At 50.9% G+C, this 17,132-nt stretch carries 9 protein-coding genes; 6 read left to right on the top strand and 3 right to left on the bottom strand.

Annotated features, from left to right (window positions below; translation table 11 throughout):
* Positions 1-14 precede the first annotated feature (14 nt).
* Positions 15-602: an NAD(P)H-dependent oxidoreductase gene (locus MRBLPE1_RS16255; RefSeq protein ID WP_364146979.1), complete on the top strand. Its 588-nt coding sequence runs from the start codon at positions 15-17 to the stop codon at positions 600-602.
* Between the two features lie 121 nt (positions 603-723).
* Here MRBLPE1_RS16255 and MRBLPE1_RS16260 read toward each other — a convergent pair whose 3' ends face one another.
* Positions 724-1,074 (bottom strand): hypothetical protein, encoded by a 351-nt coding sequence (locus tag MRBLPE1_RS16260; RefSeq protein WP_364146981.1) that lies wholly within the window; start codon positions 1,072-1,074, stop codon positions 724-726.
* A gap of 199 nt (positions 1,075-1,273) precedes the next feature.
* Between MRBLPE1_RS16260 and MRBLPE1_RS16265 the strand changes: the two genes are divergently transcribed.
* From MRBLPE1_RS16265 to MRBLPE1_RS16275, 3 genes are all read left to right on the top strand, one after another.
* Positions 1,274-10,639, top strand: coding sequence for a family 43 glycosylhydrolase (locus tag MRBLPE1_RS16265; protein WP_364146984.1), 9,366 nt, complete (start codon positions 1,274-1,276; stop codon positions 10,637-10,639).
* 215 nt (positions 10,640-10,854) lie between these two features.
* On the top strand, positions 10,855-11,109 hold the full coding sequence (locus tag MRBLPE1_RS16270; RefSeq protein WP_364146987.1) for a DUF7667 family protein: 255 nt from the start codon (positions 10,855-10,857) through the stop codon (positions 11,107-11,109).
* Between the two features lie 172 nt (positions 11,110-11,281).
* Entirely contained in the window at positions 11,282-11,698 is a 417-nt protein-coding gene (locus MRBLPE1_RS16275; protein WP_364146990.1) for a VOC family protein, read from the top strand.
* Positions 11,699-11,811: 113 nt separating this feature from the next.
* Here MRBLPE1_RS16275 and MRBLPE1_RS16280 read toward each other — a convergent pair whose 3' ends face one another.
* Positions 11,812-12,894, bottom strand: coding sequence for a helix-turn-helix transcriptional regulator (locus MRBLPE1_RS16280; protein ID WP_364146992.1), 1,083 nt, complete (start codon positions 12,892-12,894; stop codon positions 11,812-11,814).
* Positions 12,895-13,106: 212 nt separating this feature from the next.
* Between MRBLPE1_RS16280 and MRBLPE1_RS16285 the strand changes: the two genes are divergently transcribed.
* A complete protein-coding gene (locus MRBLPE1_RS16285) occupies positions 13,107-14,225 on the top strand; it encodes a saccharopine dehydrogenase family protein (RefSeq protein WP_364146995.1) in 1,119 nt (372 codons plus the stop codon).
* A gap of 84 nt (positions 14,226-14,309) precedes the next feature.
* Positions 14,310-14,603, top strand: coding sequence for a hypothetical protein (locus MRBLPE1_RS16290; protein WP_364146997.1), 294 nt, complete (start codon positions 14,310-14,312; stop codon positions 14,601-14,603).
* Positions 14,604-14,725: 122 nt separating this feature from the next.
* Here the strand turns inward: MRBLPE1_RS16290 and MRBLPE1_RS16295 are convergent, their stop codons facing one another.
* Positions 14,726-16,999 carry a beta-glucosidase family protein gene (locus MRBLPE1_RS16295; protein WP_364146998.1) on the bottom strand — a complete coding sequence of 758 codons (2,274 nt, stop codon included), beginning with the start codon at positions 16,997-16,999 and terminating at the stop codon, positions 14,726-14,728.
* Between the last annotated feature and the right edge of the window lie 133 nt (positions 17,000-17,132).

Genomic DNA, 17,132 nt, shown 5'->3' on the forward strand with positions numbered 1-17,132 from the left:
AGGTGTCGCTATTCATGAAGCATTTAATCATCTATTGTCATCCGAATCCGGATAGCTTTAACAATGCGATTGTCGATGCGTTTATCGGATCGCTTAAGGGTCAAGGGCATGAGGTTGTCGTAAGGGATTTGTATGCGATGCGTTTTGATCCCGTGCTCAAAGCAAGTGATTTCGAGGCTTTGCGCGCTGGCAATATTCCAACGGATATCAAAACGGAGCAGGAGCATGTGAAGTGGGCGGATGCTTTTACGATGGTGTACCCGATTTGGTGGACAGGTCTGCCTGCACTTATTAAAGGTTATATCGACCGTGTATTTTCCTACGGCTTCGCCTATGTATACGGGGAGAATGGGGAAATAAAGAAGCTTCTAACCGGTAAAAAAGGACTTATTATCAATACGCACGGAACACCCTCGGAGATCTATAGCAAGACCGGCATGTACGATGGGCTGAAAATAACGTCGGACACCGGTATTTATGAATTTTGCGGCATCGAGCCGGTGGGGCATATATTTTTCGGCAGCGTGACGCAGATCGGCGATGACGCCCGCAAGCAGATGCTGGAGGAAGTCAAAGGAAAAGCGATAAGCTTGTTTGAATAAAAAGCGGGACTTAACCTCATTCCGCGAGACATGTTCCAGCCAATGACAGCGGTAAAAAAAAGGTGTGCCAAAAGGTCGGAAGACCTTCTAGGCGCACCTTTTTATGATGTAACGAGTGCTTTTAGCGCTCATAGCCGGGATAATTGTAATCGGTATCCTGCAGCTTGCCTAAGATGTTCATCTGACGGATATGAGCCCGGGTTTCATCCGTGCCCAGCTCATAGATGGCGTGATAAACCTTAATCAAGTCCTCGTTAAATTTATCCGTCGCTTTGTCATGGTCCGAGGATTTGTAGGGAATCGGAGCCCGGAATTGCGTGATCTCGTCATCCCGCTGAATTTGGTCCAGCTGCTGCTGAAGGGCATTCATCTCATCATCCGTACCAACCACGGTCAGCTGGTCATTTATAGACGGCTCTGGCTCGATCCGCTTTCCGGAAATGGATACATAGTATAATTTTTTCTGTGTCATGGCCCTCACTCCTCTAGATCATCGTTACTAAGTAATAAAACAAGTTCGGTGCCGGTGAAACATCGGCGTAGTGCTGAATTTTAAATAAAATAGCCTTTTTTCGTAAATACTTGTCTTCCCTTTTTTCCTATAATGGATGAATAATGATTACTAAACCGATTTGGTTTAGCGTCTTATCCAAGGGGAGGGAATAGAACAAGTGCAGAGATTTCTGATCAGGAAGAAAGGTAATTCATTTCATGCCATCATGTCTTGCTTATTATGCGTTTGCTTGTTAGTCACCTTTATGCCATCCATACCGCCGGTGTACGCGGCCGAAGGGCAGCCGCTTGCCGTATTCACGGATGATTTCAGTGACGGCAATGCGGATGATTGGGATAAATACGGTTCGGATAACGCGGGTAACCGCGGGGTTTGGGCGGTAAATTCCGCAAAGGAATACAGCATTAACGGTGCTCCTGGGGCCAAAACGGTTGCGGGCAGCACTTATTTTACCGATCTGGTTTATGAAGCGGATCTTCGGGTGTCCGGCTACAATTCGGATATGACAGGTCTGTTATTCCGTACAACCCATATTTCCGATAACGCGCTTGACGGGTATAACGGCTACTTTGCGGCGATAACGGTCGACAAAAAGGCGGTTCTTGGCAGAGTGACCGGAAATAACGAGTGGAAGGAGCTTAGCCGCGTCGCAATCCCTTGGACCAGCGGCAAGGTGAAGGTTACAGCTGTCGGAAATCATATTCAAGTTTACGTGAATGATATGGTTACGCCCAAAATCGATGTCATCGACGATGACGGCAAACAAATCGTGACGGGAGGTGCAATCGGCCTTCGTACCTGGTGGGGGACGAGTACGGTCGATAACATCAAAGTTAGGGAATATTCCGCAGAGGCGGCCGCTCCGCCGCAATTCAGCCTGGCCGGCGGCAGCTATGAAACACAGCAAACCGTTGCACTAACCTCTGCTACGCCGGATGCTGTAATTAGATATACGCTTGACGGCAGTGAGCCGAATGCGGATTCTCCCGTGTATGCCTCGCCGTTCGTCGTGACGTCGGCAGTAGGCATTAAGGCGTATGCGGAGAAGGACGGACAAATGGCGTCCGATACTGTAAGCGCTCTCTATGTAATCGCAGCAAGCGAGAGCCTCCTGGATGAATCATTCGAGGATGGCGATGCGGAAGGCTGGACCACGTATACGGGAATTCAAAACGGAGCTTGGACCGTTGCGGACGGCCGGTATGCCGTTCAAAACCCGCGGGGCGACAAAGCCATGATCCAAGCAGCGCCTGAAAGCTTTATATGGGAAGGCGACATCAATCCCGGCACCAGCGGGCAGGATAACGGCTTTGTGTTCCGGGTAACGGCTCCCGGCAACAGCGCCGATCGGATGAACGGTTATTATGTTGGATTTAACTTAAAGGGTTATGTGCAAATTGGGAAAATGAATGCGGATGCAAACAATGGAAACGGTTCGTGGACAGAGGTAGCCAAAGCGGCTGTGGATGTCTATCCGAATCAATATAACCATCTGAAAATTATCGGAATCGGTACGACTTATTACGTATACGTGAATGGCAAGCTGACAACGCAATTTACGGATGCGGATTATACTGCGGGAACGGTAGGGATTAGGGCCTGGAACGATGGCGGCAAGGTTTCTTACGACAACCTGAAGCTGACGGGCTTAACCGCGATTACGGAGCAAGCTGCTCCGCCGGTGTTTGAGCCGCAAGCAGCAAATTTTGCCGAGTCACAGCAGGTCGTTATAACAAGTCCCACAGAAGGAGCCGCCATTTATTACACGACGGACGGAAGCGTCCCGACTCAGGCTTCAGCCGTTTATAACGGGCCGGTTACGGTAACGGAAACGACAACCGTGAAAGCAATCGCCGGTAAAAGCGGTTTGTTTGATTCGGCCGTTCGCAGCGGCGTATATACCAAAAACAGCCCGGGCTTCTCCGAAAACTTCGAAGACGGCAACGCGGACGGCTGGTCAGTCTACGGGGGGACTTGGAATGTGTCCGAAGGAAAGTACGGTGTAAACAAAGGAGCCGGCTTTAAGGCAGTCGCGAACGGCACCAACTACAGCAACTTCGAATACGAGGCTGACATTCAAATTAATGAGGGTGCCGGCCCTGATAATGCGGGCTTAATCTTCCGGGTGAGCAATCCATCCGTCGGAGCCGATAATTTAAAAGGCTATTATGCCGGCATTGGCATGAATAACCGGGTTCAGGTTGGCAGGCTGAACAACAATTGGACGGAACTAGCCTCCATTCCTTTTACAGTCAAGCTGAATACGGTCTACCGGATGAAGGTAGTTGCCGAAGGGCGCAATATCGAAGTGTACATCAACGATGAAATCGTCGTCAGTGTCGTCGACCGGATGTTTACGGAAGGCGCTGTCGGCGTAAGATCGCATTTCCTGAACGCGTCGTACGACAATCTTTTGGTAACGGACACAGGGCCTGTCACGCAGCCAGCCTATGATTGGTCTTGGGTGAAGGGAGCCGTATTCGTTCCGACGAATGTGGTTAATCAGATCCAGCAATGGAATGAGTATGACCATGATATTAATGACAGGGAGCTTTCCTACGCCCATGATTACGGCATTAATTTTGTGCGGGTGTTCGTTCATAACCTGCTATGGGAAAATGACAAGGACGCGCTGCTCGCTAATTTGGAAGATTTCTTGCAGCTGGCGGATAAGTATGACATCAAAGTGGAGCTCGTTTTCTTTGATGATTGCTGGAATGATTACCCTGTATTCGGACCGCAGCAGGCACCAAGGTACGGGGCCCATAACAGCCGCTGGGTAGAGGGACCGGGTGATGCGGTCAAATCGAATTATGGCGCTAATAAACAAAAACTGAAGGAATACGTTCAGGGCATCGTCAATGCCCATAAGGATGATCCAAGAATTGCGTTCTGGAACGTCTATAATGAGCCGAGCAATGGCGAAAGCGGCTTGATGGATGTTGTGACGAAGCAAATTATGAACGATGCGCGCATTTGGATTAAAGAAACGGGTTCAACTCTGCCAATCTCATCGACGGGAGGGCAATTCTCCGGCGGCCCCTTCTCTGATTTCATTACTTGGCATCCGTATGAATCGGATTACCCGACGCCTTTTGGCGTGAGCAAGGAAGTGCTGGCCGATGAGCTGATGAACAGGCTGACCCAAACCCTTCCTGGCGTTGTCGAGAACTACGGCGGCCGAGGTATGGGGTATGTGATTTGGGAGCTGGGCATCGGGCGCTCCAATACGAGATTCCCATGGGGCTCGGATGTGACGCCGCTGACCTCGGAGCCGGCGGTTCCTTTCCACGGCATCGTGTATCCGGACGGCCATCCTTGGGATGTAAATGATGTTAAAGCGCTGCTGGGCGAAGGCTTTGAGACCTTGCCGGTGTTCAACGTGCAATATTATAAGGACGACAATTTCTCGGAATTGGCCAAAAAATCGATTACGACAAGAATTGATTTTGATCTTGGCGACGAGAAGGGAACGGGCTCGCCGGATCCGACGGCAGGCATTGGCGAGGATCATTTCTCCATCCGCTGGACGGGAACGGTCATGCCGGAGCAGACAGGGGAATACACCCTTTTTGCAGACAGCGATAATATCGCAAGAGTCTGGGTAAATGGTGAACTGGTCATTAATAAAAACAGCCTCGTTAGAGAAGAGGTTAGCGGCAAGCTGAGCTTCATTGCGGGCCAGAAGCTTCCGGTCAAAATTGAATATGTGCACGCAGCGGGGGATGCCAGCCTGCATTTGAAATGGTCCGCGGCGGGAATGCCTAAGCAAGCCATGCTTCCGATCTATTCCGGAAAAAGCGTGGAATCGGTCGCGATTACACCGGAAGCCGTAAGCCTGAAGGTGAATCAAACGACGCAGCTGATTCCGGTGCTAACGCCGGTAGACGCATCGAAGCAAGATGTGACCTGGAGCTCCAATAATCCGGGTGTCGCCGTTGTTAGCGCAAACGGCGTTGTGAAGGGCGTAAGCCCCGGTACGGCAACGGTAACCGTAACGACGGTTGAAGGCGGCAAAACCGCAACGGCCGAGGTCTCGGTTGCGGCCAGCACGCTTTTCCAAAATCCGATCGTGCCGGTATCAAGCGGAGCGGGCTCGGCTGATCCGAGCATCGTCTTTAAGGATGGCTACTATTACTACGTGAAGTCGGAGAAGGATTCTTCTCTGCAGGTAGCCAAAGCAAAAAGACTGCAGGATATCGGTACGGCTCCGCGCGTGACGGTATATACGCCGCCTAGCGGCACGATGTATTCAAAGGAACTTTGGGCGCCGGAGCTGCAATATTTGAACGGCAAGTGGTATATCTATTTCGCGGCGGACGACGGCAATAACAACAACCATCGCATGTACGTGCTGGAAGGCATGTCGCAGGACCCGCAGGGAGAATACACTTTCAAAGGAAAAATAGCGGACGCGACGGATAAATGGGCGATCGACGGTTCCGTCTTGGTTAAGGACGATCAAACGATGTATTTTGTTTGGTCTGGCTGGGAAGGCGACGTCAACGTCCGCCAAAATCTCTATATCGCTCCGATGAGCAATCCTTGGACGATTAGTGGCCCCCGCGTACTCATTTCGACGCCGGATCAGGCTTGGGAGCTGAACGGTTCGCCATTCATCAACGAAGCCCCGGAGGTGCTGAAGAAAAACGGGAAAATCTTTATTGTTTATTCGGCAAGCGGCAGTTGGACGGATGATTATACGCTCGGCATGCTGGCCAATACGGATGGCGATGTGCTGAACGCGGCTTCATGGACGAAGAGCGGGCCCGTGTTCAGCAAAGCGCCGAAGGCTTACGGTCCGGGACATAACACGTTCACGACCTCGCCGGACGGCACAGAAGATTGGATTGTTTACCATGCAACCTTAAACAGCGGCGGAAGCTGGGCAAACCGTAGCGTGAGAGCGCAGAAGTTTACCTGGAATCCAGACGGCACGCCGAATTTTGGCATACCTGCAGCTTACGGCGAGCAGATTGAGCAGCCTTCAGGCACGCCTGCCGTTGAGCGATTTAAATTAGAAGCCGAGGATGCCGTGCTTGGCGGCACAGCTAAAGCAGGCGATTCCGGAAACGCATCGGGCGGCAAAGTAGTCGGCCATTTGGACGCGCCTGGCAGCGATTATGTGGAATTTAACGTCAACATGCAGCATGCCGGCGATTACACCATGGTTGTTATGGCGGATAACGGAAGTGCCGGAGGCGCGATTGCGAAGCATGCCGTGACCGTTAATGGCGGTGCCGAACAAGAAATCACGTATAAAAATTTCGGTTGGAACCAAATAAACTCGTCATCCATGGATGTAAAGCTTCAAGCGGGTACGAATAAGATCCGTTTGGCGAAGAAAACGAATTTTGCGCAGCTGGATTCGATTATATTAACGCGTATCGAAGAAGAAGGAGGCTCGCAGCCGGTAACCTCGCTCCGGGTAGATCAGCCAAGCTTGACCGTGACTGCAGGCGATTCCGCAGCCATCGTCACTTCGATTCGCCCAATCATGGGGACGAATAAAAATGTGATTGTCACTTCTTCCAATCCTGAGGTGGCTGGCGCAGCGGTAACGGCCAAGGACACCGCATCGGGCAGCATCACGATTACGGTTAATGGCTTGCAAAAGGGCACAACTCAAATCAAAGTCGCAAGCGCGGATAATGCTGCGATTATTGCGGAAATCACCGTGACTGTCCGCGGGGAAGCAGGCGAACCTAATCTAGCCGGGTATATGGTAGATTCGTTCGACAACACGACGCTGGACAACGGAGTATGGTCGATTTTCCAAGAGAGCGCAGGCAATTGGAGCTTAACGCAAAACCCTGGTTCGATGACGATCCATACGACGGCTACCGATGTTTATCAAGACAATAACTCGCAAAATAACGTATTTCTTCGAAACGTCCCGGGGGACGGCGATTTTGAGATCGTTACGAAAGTAACGGCGCCCATTGCCAAAAACCATCAGCAGGCGGGATTGTTCGTTTGGCAAAATGCGGATAATTTCATCAAGCTTGCCCATGTTTGGGTGAATGGTAGAGCGGTAGAAACCGCCTATGAAATAAACCGCGTGTATCAGAAACCGGCTAATCAAGTTGAACATCCGGGCGGAGATACCATGACGCTTAAAATCCGGAAGATCGGCAACCGTTATACGACTTATTATTGGGACGGTTACGAATGGATACAAGCGGCTGCTGCCGTCACAGCGAATCTTACGACTATTAAAATCGGATTTTTCGCGAACAACATCGTGGCCGGGAATGATCCGATCAACGCGAAGTTCGAGTATTTCGCGGTAAGAGCGATTCAAGGCGGCGTGGACCTGGCGCCTAAGACGCTAACTCTTCAAGCAGGAGAAACGGGCCAGCTGACGAACCTTGGCGCAAGCGGCGCCGAGGTGATCTGGACATCCTCGAATCCGGAAATCGCTGCGGTGAATGCAGAAGGCTTAGTAGAAGCGAAGACAGCCGGAAGAGCCGTTATCAAGGCCGTATCCCTTGCTGGAGACTTCAGCGGGCAGGCCGTCGTAAATGTGCCGGAGTCGGAGCCGTCTCCAAGCGTGCTGTTCGAGGAGGACTTTAGCAGCTATAACGAAGGCAGCTGGGGCATATTCGGAGGAGAATGGAAATCCGCGAACGGCGTTTATTCGGTAAATGCGGGAGCCGGTTACAAATCGGTATTGCAAGAACGTAAATTTACCGATTTCAAGCTTGAGGCAGATGTAAAAATCGTAAGCGGTAACGAAGCGGGCCTTATTTTCCGGGCATCCGGGCTTGGTGTCGGACCAGATGCTTTGGAAGGATACTATGTGGGCATTAATGCGGCTGCGCATACAGCCGTGCTAGGGGAAATGAGCGGCGGCAAGTGGAAAGAAATCGCGTCTAAGAGGCTTCCGGTCTTTACGAATGTCTCTTACAAAATTACGGTCGTTGCCGATGAAAACCACATTCAAGTCTTTATTGACGATAACCCGCTTAACGTTAACGGTTATCCTAAATTTGATTTGCTCGACAGCTCGCATGCCGCAACGGGCTTTATCGGCTTCAGAACCTGGAATGCGAATGCCGAGTTTGATAACGTGAAGATCAGCTCATACTCGGAAAATTTAACCGAACCGACTTATACGAATTCATTGCTTGGAAACATTGCGGATCCGTTCGTGCTGTCGCATGAGGGAATGTATTATCTCTACGGCACAAACACGACGGCAGGCGGAATGAGGGATGGATTCAAGGTGTACACGTCCGAGGATCTGGTCCACTGGTCAGAGCATGGCCAATTGGCGCTTTCGAACGAAGATTCATGGGGCAGCATCAATTTTTGGGCACCGGAGGTCATTGAACGCGGAGGCAAATTCTACATGTACTATGTAGTAGAAGAGCATCTGGCGGTTGCAACAAGCGACTCGCCGCTTGGACCATTTGTCCAAGACGTGCAAGAGCCAATGCATGCGACGAAAGAGATCGACGCGCATATCTATACGGATGATGATGGAAAAACGTATATTTATTTTGTGCGCTTCAACAACAACAATGAGATCTGGGTAGCCGAGTTGAACGACGATATGAAAACGATGAAAGACGAGACGCTGCAGAAGGTGTTTAGCCCGACCCAAGAGTGGGAGCTGAGCCAGAAGCCGCCTGTCGCGCAAATTAATGAGGGGCCATTCGTCATCAAGCATAATGGAACCTATTATATGACGTATTCCGGCAATCATTTCCAAAGCCCGGATTACGGCGTAGGGTACGCGACTGCACCGACGCCGACGGGACCTTGGACAAAATATGAGTATAATCCGATCATGAAATCGAATGTCATCGTGCCTGGCGCAGGCCATCATTCCTTGGTCTACTCGCCAGACGGCACAGAGCTGTTTATGGTGTATCACACGCATTACAATGTTGACCAAACCGAACCAAGAAAGCTCGCGATTGACCGCGTACAATTTGTTAAGACGGCAGACGGCCTGGATGTGATGGAGGTATGGGGTCCGACGATCACGCCTAAGCTTATGCCTTCTAACCAAAAACCGCCAGTAGAGGTGCCGGTGCTGTCCGTTGAAGTCACAGGGGAGGCCGGGGCAACAACGATTACTGAAAATGATGGTAAGCTGCAGCTGCATGCTTCCGTATTGCCGGAGGATGCGACGGATAAAAGCGTAGCATGGTCCATTGTAAGCGGAGAAGCCTATGCGACAATCTCGTCAACCGGTTTGTTGACGGCAGCAGCGGACGGTACGGTCATCGTAAAAGCCGTATCAATCAGCACACCGGCTGTTTATGGGACGATTTCGATAACGGTTACGGGACAAACAACGGGCGGTGAACCGAATGTGCCTCCTGTCGTGACACCGCCGGCGGATCCGCAAGCGGAAATTGACGGCGATACGATGAAGCTTCCTACAGGTAAGCCAAATAGCGAAGGATTGCTTGCGGTCGCGGTCTCAAGCACGGACTTCAATAAGCTGCTCGCACAGGCTGCAGCTGGCAAGATTGTCGTGGAGGTTCGCGGCTTTGAAGCGGCGAAGGAAGTAGCCTTAGCCTTTACGGACGGTCAGCTGGAGGCAGCGGCTGCTAAAGGAATCCAAAGCCTAACCGTTGATTTGGGCTTTGCAGCTTTTACCTTCAATCCGGGAGCATTCACAAGCCATGAAGATCCGATGGCAAAGGTCGTTTGGTCGGTTACAAAATCGGATCTCGGCTCGATGTCGGCCGAGACCAAAGCGTTGCTCGGAAATAAACCTTTGTTTGATTTCAAGGCATCCATCAATGGAGTAAGCGTCAGTGAATTCAGAGGCGAGCCGATTAACGTCATTCTGGATTACGAGCTCCAGCCTAATGAAGATCCGAATCTCGTCGTGGCGTACTACATTAATGAGAACGGCAAGCCTGAAATCGTAAGAAATGCGAAATACATTGCGGAAACAGGCAAGGTTGCCTTTACAGTGGCCCACTTCAGCAAGTATGCGGCTGTGCATAAGAAGGTTATCTTCAGCGATCTTGCGAAAGCGGCATGGGCCAAAACGAGCATTGAGGCATTAGCGGCCCGTGAAATGATTAACGGAGTGGGCAATAATGAATTTGCTCCAAGCGCTAAGGTTACAAGAGCACAATTTATCACGATGCTGATGCGAGCATTGTCATTGCCTTCTGTTGATGCGACTAGCACATTTACCGATGTGCAGCAGGATGCATGGTACTATGATGCGGTAGCGGCGGCGCAGAAGCTTGGCATTGTTCAAGGAAAGCAGGACGGAAGCTTCGGCATTAACGATGCGATCAGCAGGGAAGAAATGGCGGTTATGGCGTACCGTGCTGCGAAGGCAGCAGGTGCCGTTCTTGCCGGGGATGGCGCTGCACAGCCATTTGTGGACCAAGCGCAAATTAGCGCTTACGCAGCCGAGAGCGTAGCAGCGATGCAGCAAGCAGCCGTCATTAACGGGAAAGGTAGTAACCGTTTTGCTCCGAAAGAAACCGCAACAAGAGCGGAGGCCGCAAAAATCATTTACAGCTTGTTCCAATTGCTGTAAGCGAATCAAACGGGCTTTAATAACAGGATGAAAGACACCCTTTAGGTATAACAGAGAAATAACGGCAAGCCGGTTATTTCTCTGATTTCCTAGGGGTGTTTTTTCATTTTGAGAAATAATAGAGTACGAGATTAGGAAGCAGGGGACTATTTTCAAGAAAAAGGGGAAAGAATGGAAGGGAGAGTACATCTTGACGGATAGGAATGATCGATATGATGAATATTCATTGGAGGATGGCCGAACTTTGGCTGCTGAAGCAGAGCCGGGGCTTGACGGAACAAGAAAATTCGGAACTGGATTCTTGCCTGAAGCTGAATGCCAAATATGCGCAGCGGCTGGCCGAGCAATATAATTTCGGGTACATGGCCAGCATGACGGGCGATGAGACCTGGCTGCTCGAAATCTCAACGGACATCGATAAGATGGAACGGTATTATGAAAGCAAACGGCCGGCATTTTTTGAGAAATAACCGAAATGCTTAACCGCAGCGAACCGCTTGTTTTTGCTTGTGCGCAATCTCAAAAAATAGCAATCCAAAAGAAATCATAGGTTGTAAAAAATGCTAGAATAAGGATATAATCATATCGATTCGATATGTATCCTAGCAAATGCATAACATTCTAATGAAGAGGTGATTGGTCTTGGCATTTAAATCCAGTAATATTTTTGTGAATCTTCCGGTTAAAGACCTGAATAAGTCCGTTGAATTTTTTACGAAGCTTGGCTTTGAATTTAACCCGCAGTTCACCGACGAGAACGCCACTTGCATGATAATCGGAGACAATATTTTTGCGATGCTGCTGGTAGAAGATTTCTACAAATCATTTATCGATAAAGAAATTGCGGATGCCTCAAAAACGTCTGAGGTTATCGTTGCCCTTGGAGCGGAAAGCAGAGAGCAAGTGGACGAGATCGTAAACAAAGCGCTTGCTGCGGATGCAAAGCCATACCGAGATCCGGTTGACCATGGATTTATGTATAGCTGGAGCTTTCAGGATCTGGATAATCATCTATGGGAGCTTGTGTTTATGGAGCCTAGCGCCATCGAGCAGGGCTAAACGATATACGAAGAAAGAGGCTGGCGAATTTCGCAGCCTCTTTTTTGTGCTTTTTACAGGAGGGGGAGCCGAGCAAGAAAGCCGAACGAATGCAGAGAACGGGAATCCCCGCATCAGCTATGTTTGGAGACCAATTCCCATAGCAGCTCGCGGCGGCTGTTTACGCCCATTTTGACAAAAATGGATTTGAGGTGGTCTTGGACGGTGTAGGCGGAGATATGCAGGGATTGCACCATTTCCTTGGTAGAGAAGCCTTTAATGATTCGCTCGGTCACTTCATATTCCCGCGCAGTCAGTGCGTATGCATACGTAATAAGCGGGAGGATGTCGGCCGGTTTGGCAGGCAACATCGTTACCGCAAGCTGGACAAGGCCGTACGGGTTTTCCAGCTTGGTTGCCTCAATTGCCAGGTATAACCCGTCCGGCATCAGGAGGCACACCTTCGCTGCGTTCATCTGGGTTGAAGCGGCATATTCGCGGCTTTGACCGAGCGCGCGCGAGCAAACCGCCCGCAGCGGTCTAGGCAGCCTCTCCGTGTCGATTCGCTCCAGCTTTCGGAGCTCGGCTAACCAGTGGGCGCCGGAAGCATTGGAGCTGCTCAGCTCAAGCGAGTCGGTCAGAATAAGAATGCCAGATTCCTTTGCTTTGGCGGTAATGTTTGACGAAGACGGCTTTAGCGCAACGTTTTTTATCGATTTCGCCAGACCGGGAGCAATCGCGGCTAGGATCAGACGCTCCTCCTCCCGGAAAGCAGGCTCGCCGGTTCGGCGAAATAACGTTAAATACCCCCAGCAGGCTCCTTCGCTAAGCAATACGACGCGAAGCTCGTCGCCAAAGCCGGCCGGTGCAAGTACCTCCCGGAATCGCCCGCTGCGGCTGAGTATCCCCTCTGTCGCAGCGCTTAAGCTGGCAGCCGGAAGAGGCGCATGGATCAAGTGCTCATAGCTGTTATAGTCCTCATGCCCATGTCCGTATTCATAGGCAAATAACTGGTGATGAATGGCCTCAATGACATCATCGGTAGAAGAACCGGTCGACAGCAGCGTTACTGGATCCACGGAGGTGCAGCATGCAGCCGCAAAAGGAACAGTATCCGAAATCATGGTCAAAGCGGCTTCACGGCATTGCTGCACGGAAAGCGCTGAGGATTCCAGCGTGCCTAATTTACGTTTCAAAGTTTCCAAACGATCAGCCATAGCATGGCCTCCTACTCAAAATCCCCACATTTGTGGGATAGCGTTCATTTTGTTCCTCAGGAATAATGAAAAGTAATTCCTTTTTATTTTACAGAACAGAGACGAGGATGAACAGAAGAACGAGCATAGGAGAGAGCAGCAATGAAGGAATCAGATGTGTCGATGGACGGCAATGAGAGCTTGTTCGAGATAAAGAAAAGCAGGGCTCCGTTATGAAAACAGACATTATAGTAGTTGGCGGATACGGTCATGTCGGAGGGCAGATATGCAAGCTTCTTTCAGCTTCATATTTTGGCAGCGTCTATGCGGCAGGCAGAAGCCTCGAGCGGGCGGAGGCCTTCTGCAGCAGAATGGGAGGCGGGGTTAAGCCTCTTGTTATAGATGTGGAGAAGCCGGTAAGCAGGGAGCATCTCGAGAGGGTCAAGCTCGTCATTATGTGCTTGGATCAGACCGCGGCGGATTTTGCGGAGGCTTGTTTAAAGGCTGGCGCGGATTATGTGGATGTATCGGCAAACGGCCGTTTTTTTGAAGCGATGGAGCAAGTGAAGCAGCGGAAAGAGGAGGTAGACGGAACTGCGCTGTTAAGTGTCGGTCTTGCGCCCGGCCTTACGAATCTTCTTGTGCTTAAGGCCATGCAAGCCTTGGAGGAAGTCACCAGAGCCGACATTGGGATTATGCTCGGATTAGGAGACACGCATGGGAAAGCTGCAATTGAATGGACGGTTAACAGCCTTGGCGCGACTTTCGATATTACGGAAGAGGGCCGCACAAGGAAGGCGGACAGCTTCACGGAAGGAGTCAAGACAGACTTCGGCGATGGATGGGGAACAAGAACCGCCTATCGTTTTCCTTTCTCCGATCAACAGACGCTGCCGAAGACGCTCGGCATGCCAACGATTTCGACGCGTTTATGCTTCGATTCTCGAATAGCGACAGTTTTAATCGCTTGGTTAAGGAAAGCCGGTTTCGTGCGTTTCATGTCTTTCAGCCCCATTAAGAAGCTAATGATCCATTCATTAGGAAAGCTGAGGTTTGGTTCGGAGGGCTTTGCGGTGAAGGTAACCGGTTACGGAAAGCTTGCCGGCGCTGCCGCCATGGCCGAATTTGGGCTTCAGGGCGAGAAGGAAGCGGATATAACCGCTGCGGTTGCTGCGGCGGCCGCGAAGCTGATGTACGAAAACAAGCTGCCGAAGGGCATCTTTCATATCGAGCAGTTGTTTGAGCTGGATTTAATGGATCATGGGATTACGCTGCGTCTAACTCATTATGAGGGTACAGGCTGCCATGCGGTCATCCCGTCTATCCAGAGCTGGTCTCGCATGCAAAGCTAGTGCTTTCATTCAATGATTTGATATAATTAGGATTCATTTACCATTTATAGGAATCGCCATCGGGATAGGGGGAGGCAGTGAAGCATGGATAGGACAGCTATGATTGCTTTTATTTTGGAGGAATATGAACAAACGAGTCAAAATAACCGTGAACCGTTTCATGCGGGGCTTCAGCAGATTTTTGCATACGAAGGCGAGCTGACGTCTGAAAATTTGCTGGAATGGAAGGAACAGGAACTTTCCACGCTGTATAAAATCGTTTCCGGAATGAGGCTGACACGCCTGCATGTGCCGAATATGTTGGATGCGTATGCAAGCATGGATACGAGCCAATTGCCCTCGCGTGTATCGTTCGGCCGCATAGTTGAGGAAGAATGAGCTTTATCACGAGCAGCACTATTTGATGGAGCTCGACGAAGAAACGAAAAAAGGAAGAGCTGTCCCGCGGTCTTTAAAAACCAGCGGGACAGCTCTTTTTGCGGTACAAGGACAGCTTTTGGTTACATTTCGTTCATTTGCGCAATAACCTTATGAATGGCTTCTTCGGATACGGCCCCTTGGCTGAACATGGCAAGCGCCCGAAGCGGCAAAAAATTCAGCATGGCTTCCATCATCTCGGGAGCGTCCTCCATAAGCGAGCTCATCATGCCGCTGCCCTCGGAAAATTGCTGCAGCATGCCGTTTGCAACCGCGGCCCGTTCGGGATCCTGAAGCAGGTCGCCAAAAGTCGTGTTCATCGTCACAGGCTTGCGGATGCTGACTGTGGATTGTACTTGCACGGTTTGGCTGCAGGCGATATCCCTTGAGGAGGCGCCTACGAGAATCTCGAATTCGCCAGTTTCGACATGCCAGTCCTGTAAGCCTACATGATAATAGGCAAAAGCGCGTTTGCTCAGCTGGAAGGAAACGGTCTTCTTCTCGCCTGGCTGAAGTTCAATCTTGCTGAAGCCCTTCAACTCCTTGGCAGGGCGGATCACGGTGCTGACGGTATCCCGTACATAGAGCTGTACGATTTCTTTGCCGGCAACCGTTCCTGTATTCGTAACGTCGACGGTAACCGTTACGGTATCTTGATCCGTAAACTCTGTTTTATCCACGAACAGATTGCTGTAAGCAAAGCTTGTGTAGCTCAAACCATAGCCGAACGGGAAAAGCGGCTCGACTTCCTTCGTATCATAATAGCGGTATCCGACAAACACGCCTTCCTTGTATTCGACTTTATCGCCTTCGCCAGGGAAGTTCAAGAACGAAGGGTTATCGCTGAGCTTAACCGGGAATGTCTCGGCAAGCTTCCCAGAAGGGTTGGCATCGCCGAATAAGATGGCGGCAATCGCGCCGCCCACCGCTTGGCCGCCTAGATAGCCTTCAAGCACGGCTTTGGCTTTGCCAAGCCATGGCATAATAATAGGCGAGCCGTTGCTGAGCACAATGACAAGGTTCTGCTGAACCTCTGCTACGGCTTCAAGAAGAGCGAGTTGGTTGTTTGGAATGTTAAGATGCTGGCGGTCATACCCTTCCGACTCGTAGCGGTCAGGCAAGCCGAGGAACAATACGGCAGTGTCCGCTTGGCTTGCCGCAGTCTTCGCTTCTTGCAGCAGCAGCTCATCTAAATCGTCATTCTCCAGCTTATAGCCCTGCGCATAGGAGACATTGGCTGTTTCTCCGGCCGTGCGGACGATCTCTGCGTACGTGTTATCGAGTTTAGTCGGCTTAATATGCGAGCTTCCGCCGCCTTGATACCTTGGCGCATCAGCGAAGGCGCCGATCACAGCGATCGAGCCGCTTTTGGCCAGCGGGAGGATGGCTTGTTCATTTTTCAGCAGGACCATGCTCTCAGCCGCGACCTTCATTGCCAATTGATGATGGGCTTCCGCGTCATAGGATGCATTTTCCTTTTTATTGTCCACGGATTTAAATACGACGGTCAAAATCCGTTCAACCGCATCATTCAGAGCAGCCTCGGAGATAAGGCCTGCTTGAACCGCTTCGACGATTTTGCGGTCTCCTGCGCCGTTGCTGGACGGCATCTCCAGTTCAAGCCCGGCTGCTAGGCCTGCAGCGCGTTCATTGACCGCGCCCCAGTCGGAGACGACAAAGCCTTGGTGGCCCCATTCCTTCTTCAAAATATCCGTAAGCAAGCGGCTGTTTTCCGAAGCGAACGCGCCGTTTACTTGATTGTAGGAGGACATGACCGTCCATGGCTGCGCTTTTATTACCGCGCCTTCGAAGCTGGCCAAATAGATTTCCCGCAGCGTGCGCTCGTCCACGATCGCATCAACCGTCATCCGGCGATGCTCCTGGTTGTTAACGGCGAAATGCTTGAGCGAGGTGCCGACCCCTTGGCTTTGCACGCCGTTGATATGCGCAGCGGCCATTTCCGAGGATAAATAAGGATCCTCCGAGAAATATTCGAAGTTGCGTCCGCAAAGCGGCGAGCGTTTAATATTGGCGCCCGGCCCGAGCAGTACGGCTACATCCTCTGCCTGGCATTCCTCGCCAAGCGCAATGCCGACCTGATGCACGAGCTCGACGTCCCAAGAGCAGGCGAGCCCTGCAGCAGACGGGAAGCAGGTTGCAGGAACGCTGTCGAGCAGGCCGAGATGATCGCTGCTCCCGCTTTGCTTGCGAAGTCCATGGGGACCGTCTGTCACCATGACCGAGGGAATATCCAGCCGCTCTACACCCTTCGTATGCCAGAAATTAAGCCCGGAGCATAACCCCGCTTTTTCCTCCAGCGTCAATTCCGATACGATTTTCTTTATGTCTCTTGTCATTGTCCTAGCTCCCTTCAGAACATTAATAGCGCTTTCATTTCTTTTCGTAAGCCCATTTTAAACGAAAAAAACAAAGATTTATGGTAAAATACATTGAAAAATAGTATTTATTCTAAATCTTGCGGCCATAGGC

It is taken from the genome of Paenibacillus sp. LPE1-1-1.1 (assembly GCF_040676435.1).
GTDB lineage: Bacteria > Bacillota > Bacilli > Paenibacillales > Paenibacillaceae > Pristimantibacillus.

Excerpts from the sequence above, each read along its gene's own strand:
- MRBLPE1_RS16295 (WP_364146998.1), bottom strand. The coding sequence starts at position 16,999 with ATGACAAGAGACATAAAGAAAATCGTATCGGAATTGACGCTGGAGGAA.
- MRBLPE1_RS16270 (WP_364146987.1), top strand. The coding sequence starts at position 10,855 with ATGAATATTCATTGGAGGATGGCCGAACTTTGGCTGCTGAAGCAGAGC.
- MRBLPE1_RS16285 (WP_364146995.1), top strand. The coding sequence starts at position 13,107 with ATGAAAACAGACATTATAGTAGTTGGCGGATACGGTCATGTCGGAGGG.
- MRBLPE1_RS16255 (WP_364146979.1), top strand. The coding sequence starts at position 15 with ATGAAGCATTTAATCATCTATTGTCATCCGAATCCGGATAGCTTTAAC.
- MRBLPE1_RS16290 (WP_364146997.1), top strand. The coding sequence starts at position 14,310 with ATGGATAGGACAGCTATGATTGCTTTTATTTTGGAGGAATATGAACAA.
- MRBLPE1_RS16280 (WP_364146992.1), bottom strand. The coding sequence starts at position 12,894 with ATGGCTGATCGTTTGGAAACTTTGAAACGTAAATTAGGCACGCTGGAA.
- MRBLPE1_RS16260 (WP_364146981.1), bottom strand. The coding sequence starts at position 1,074 with ATGACACAGAAAAAATTATACTATGTATCCATTTCCGGAAAGCGGATC.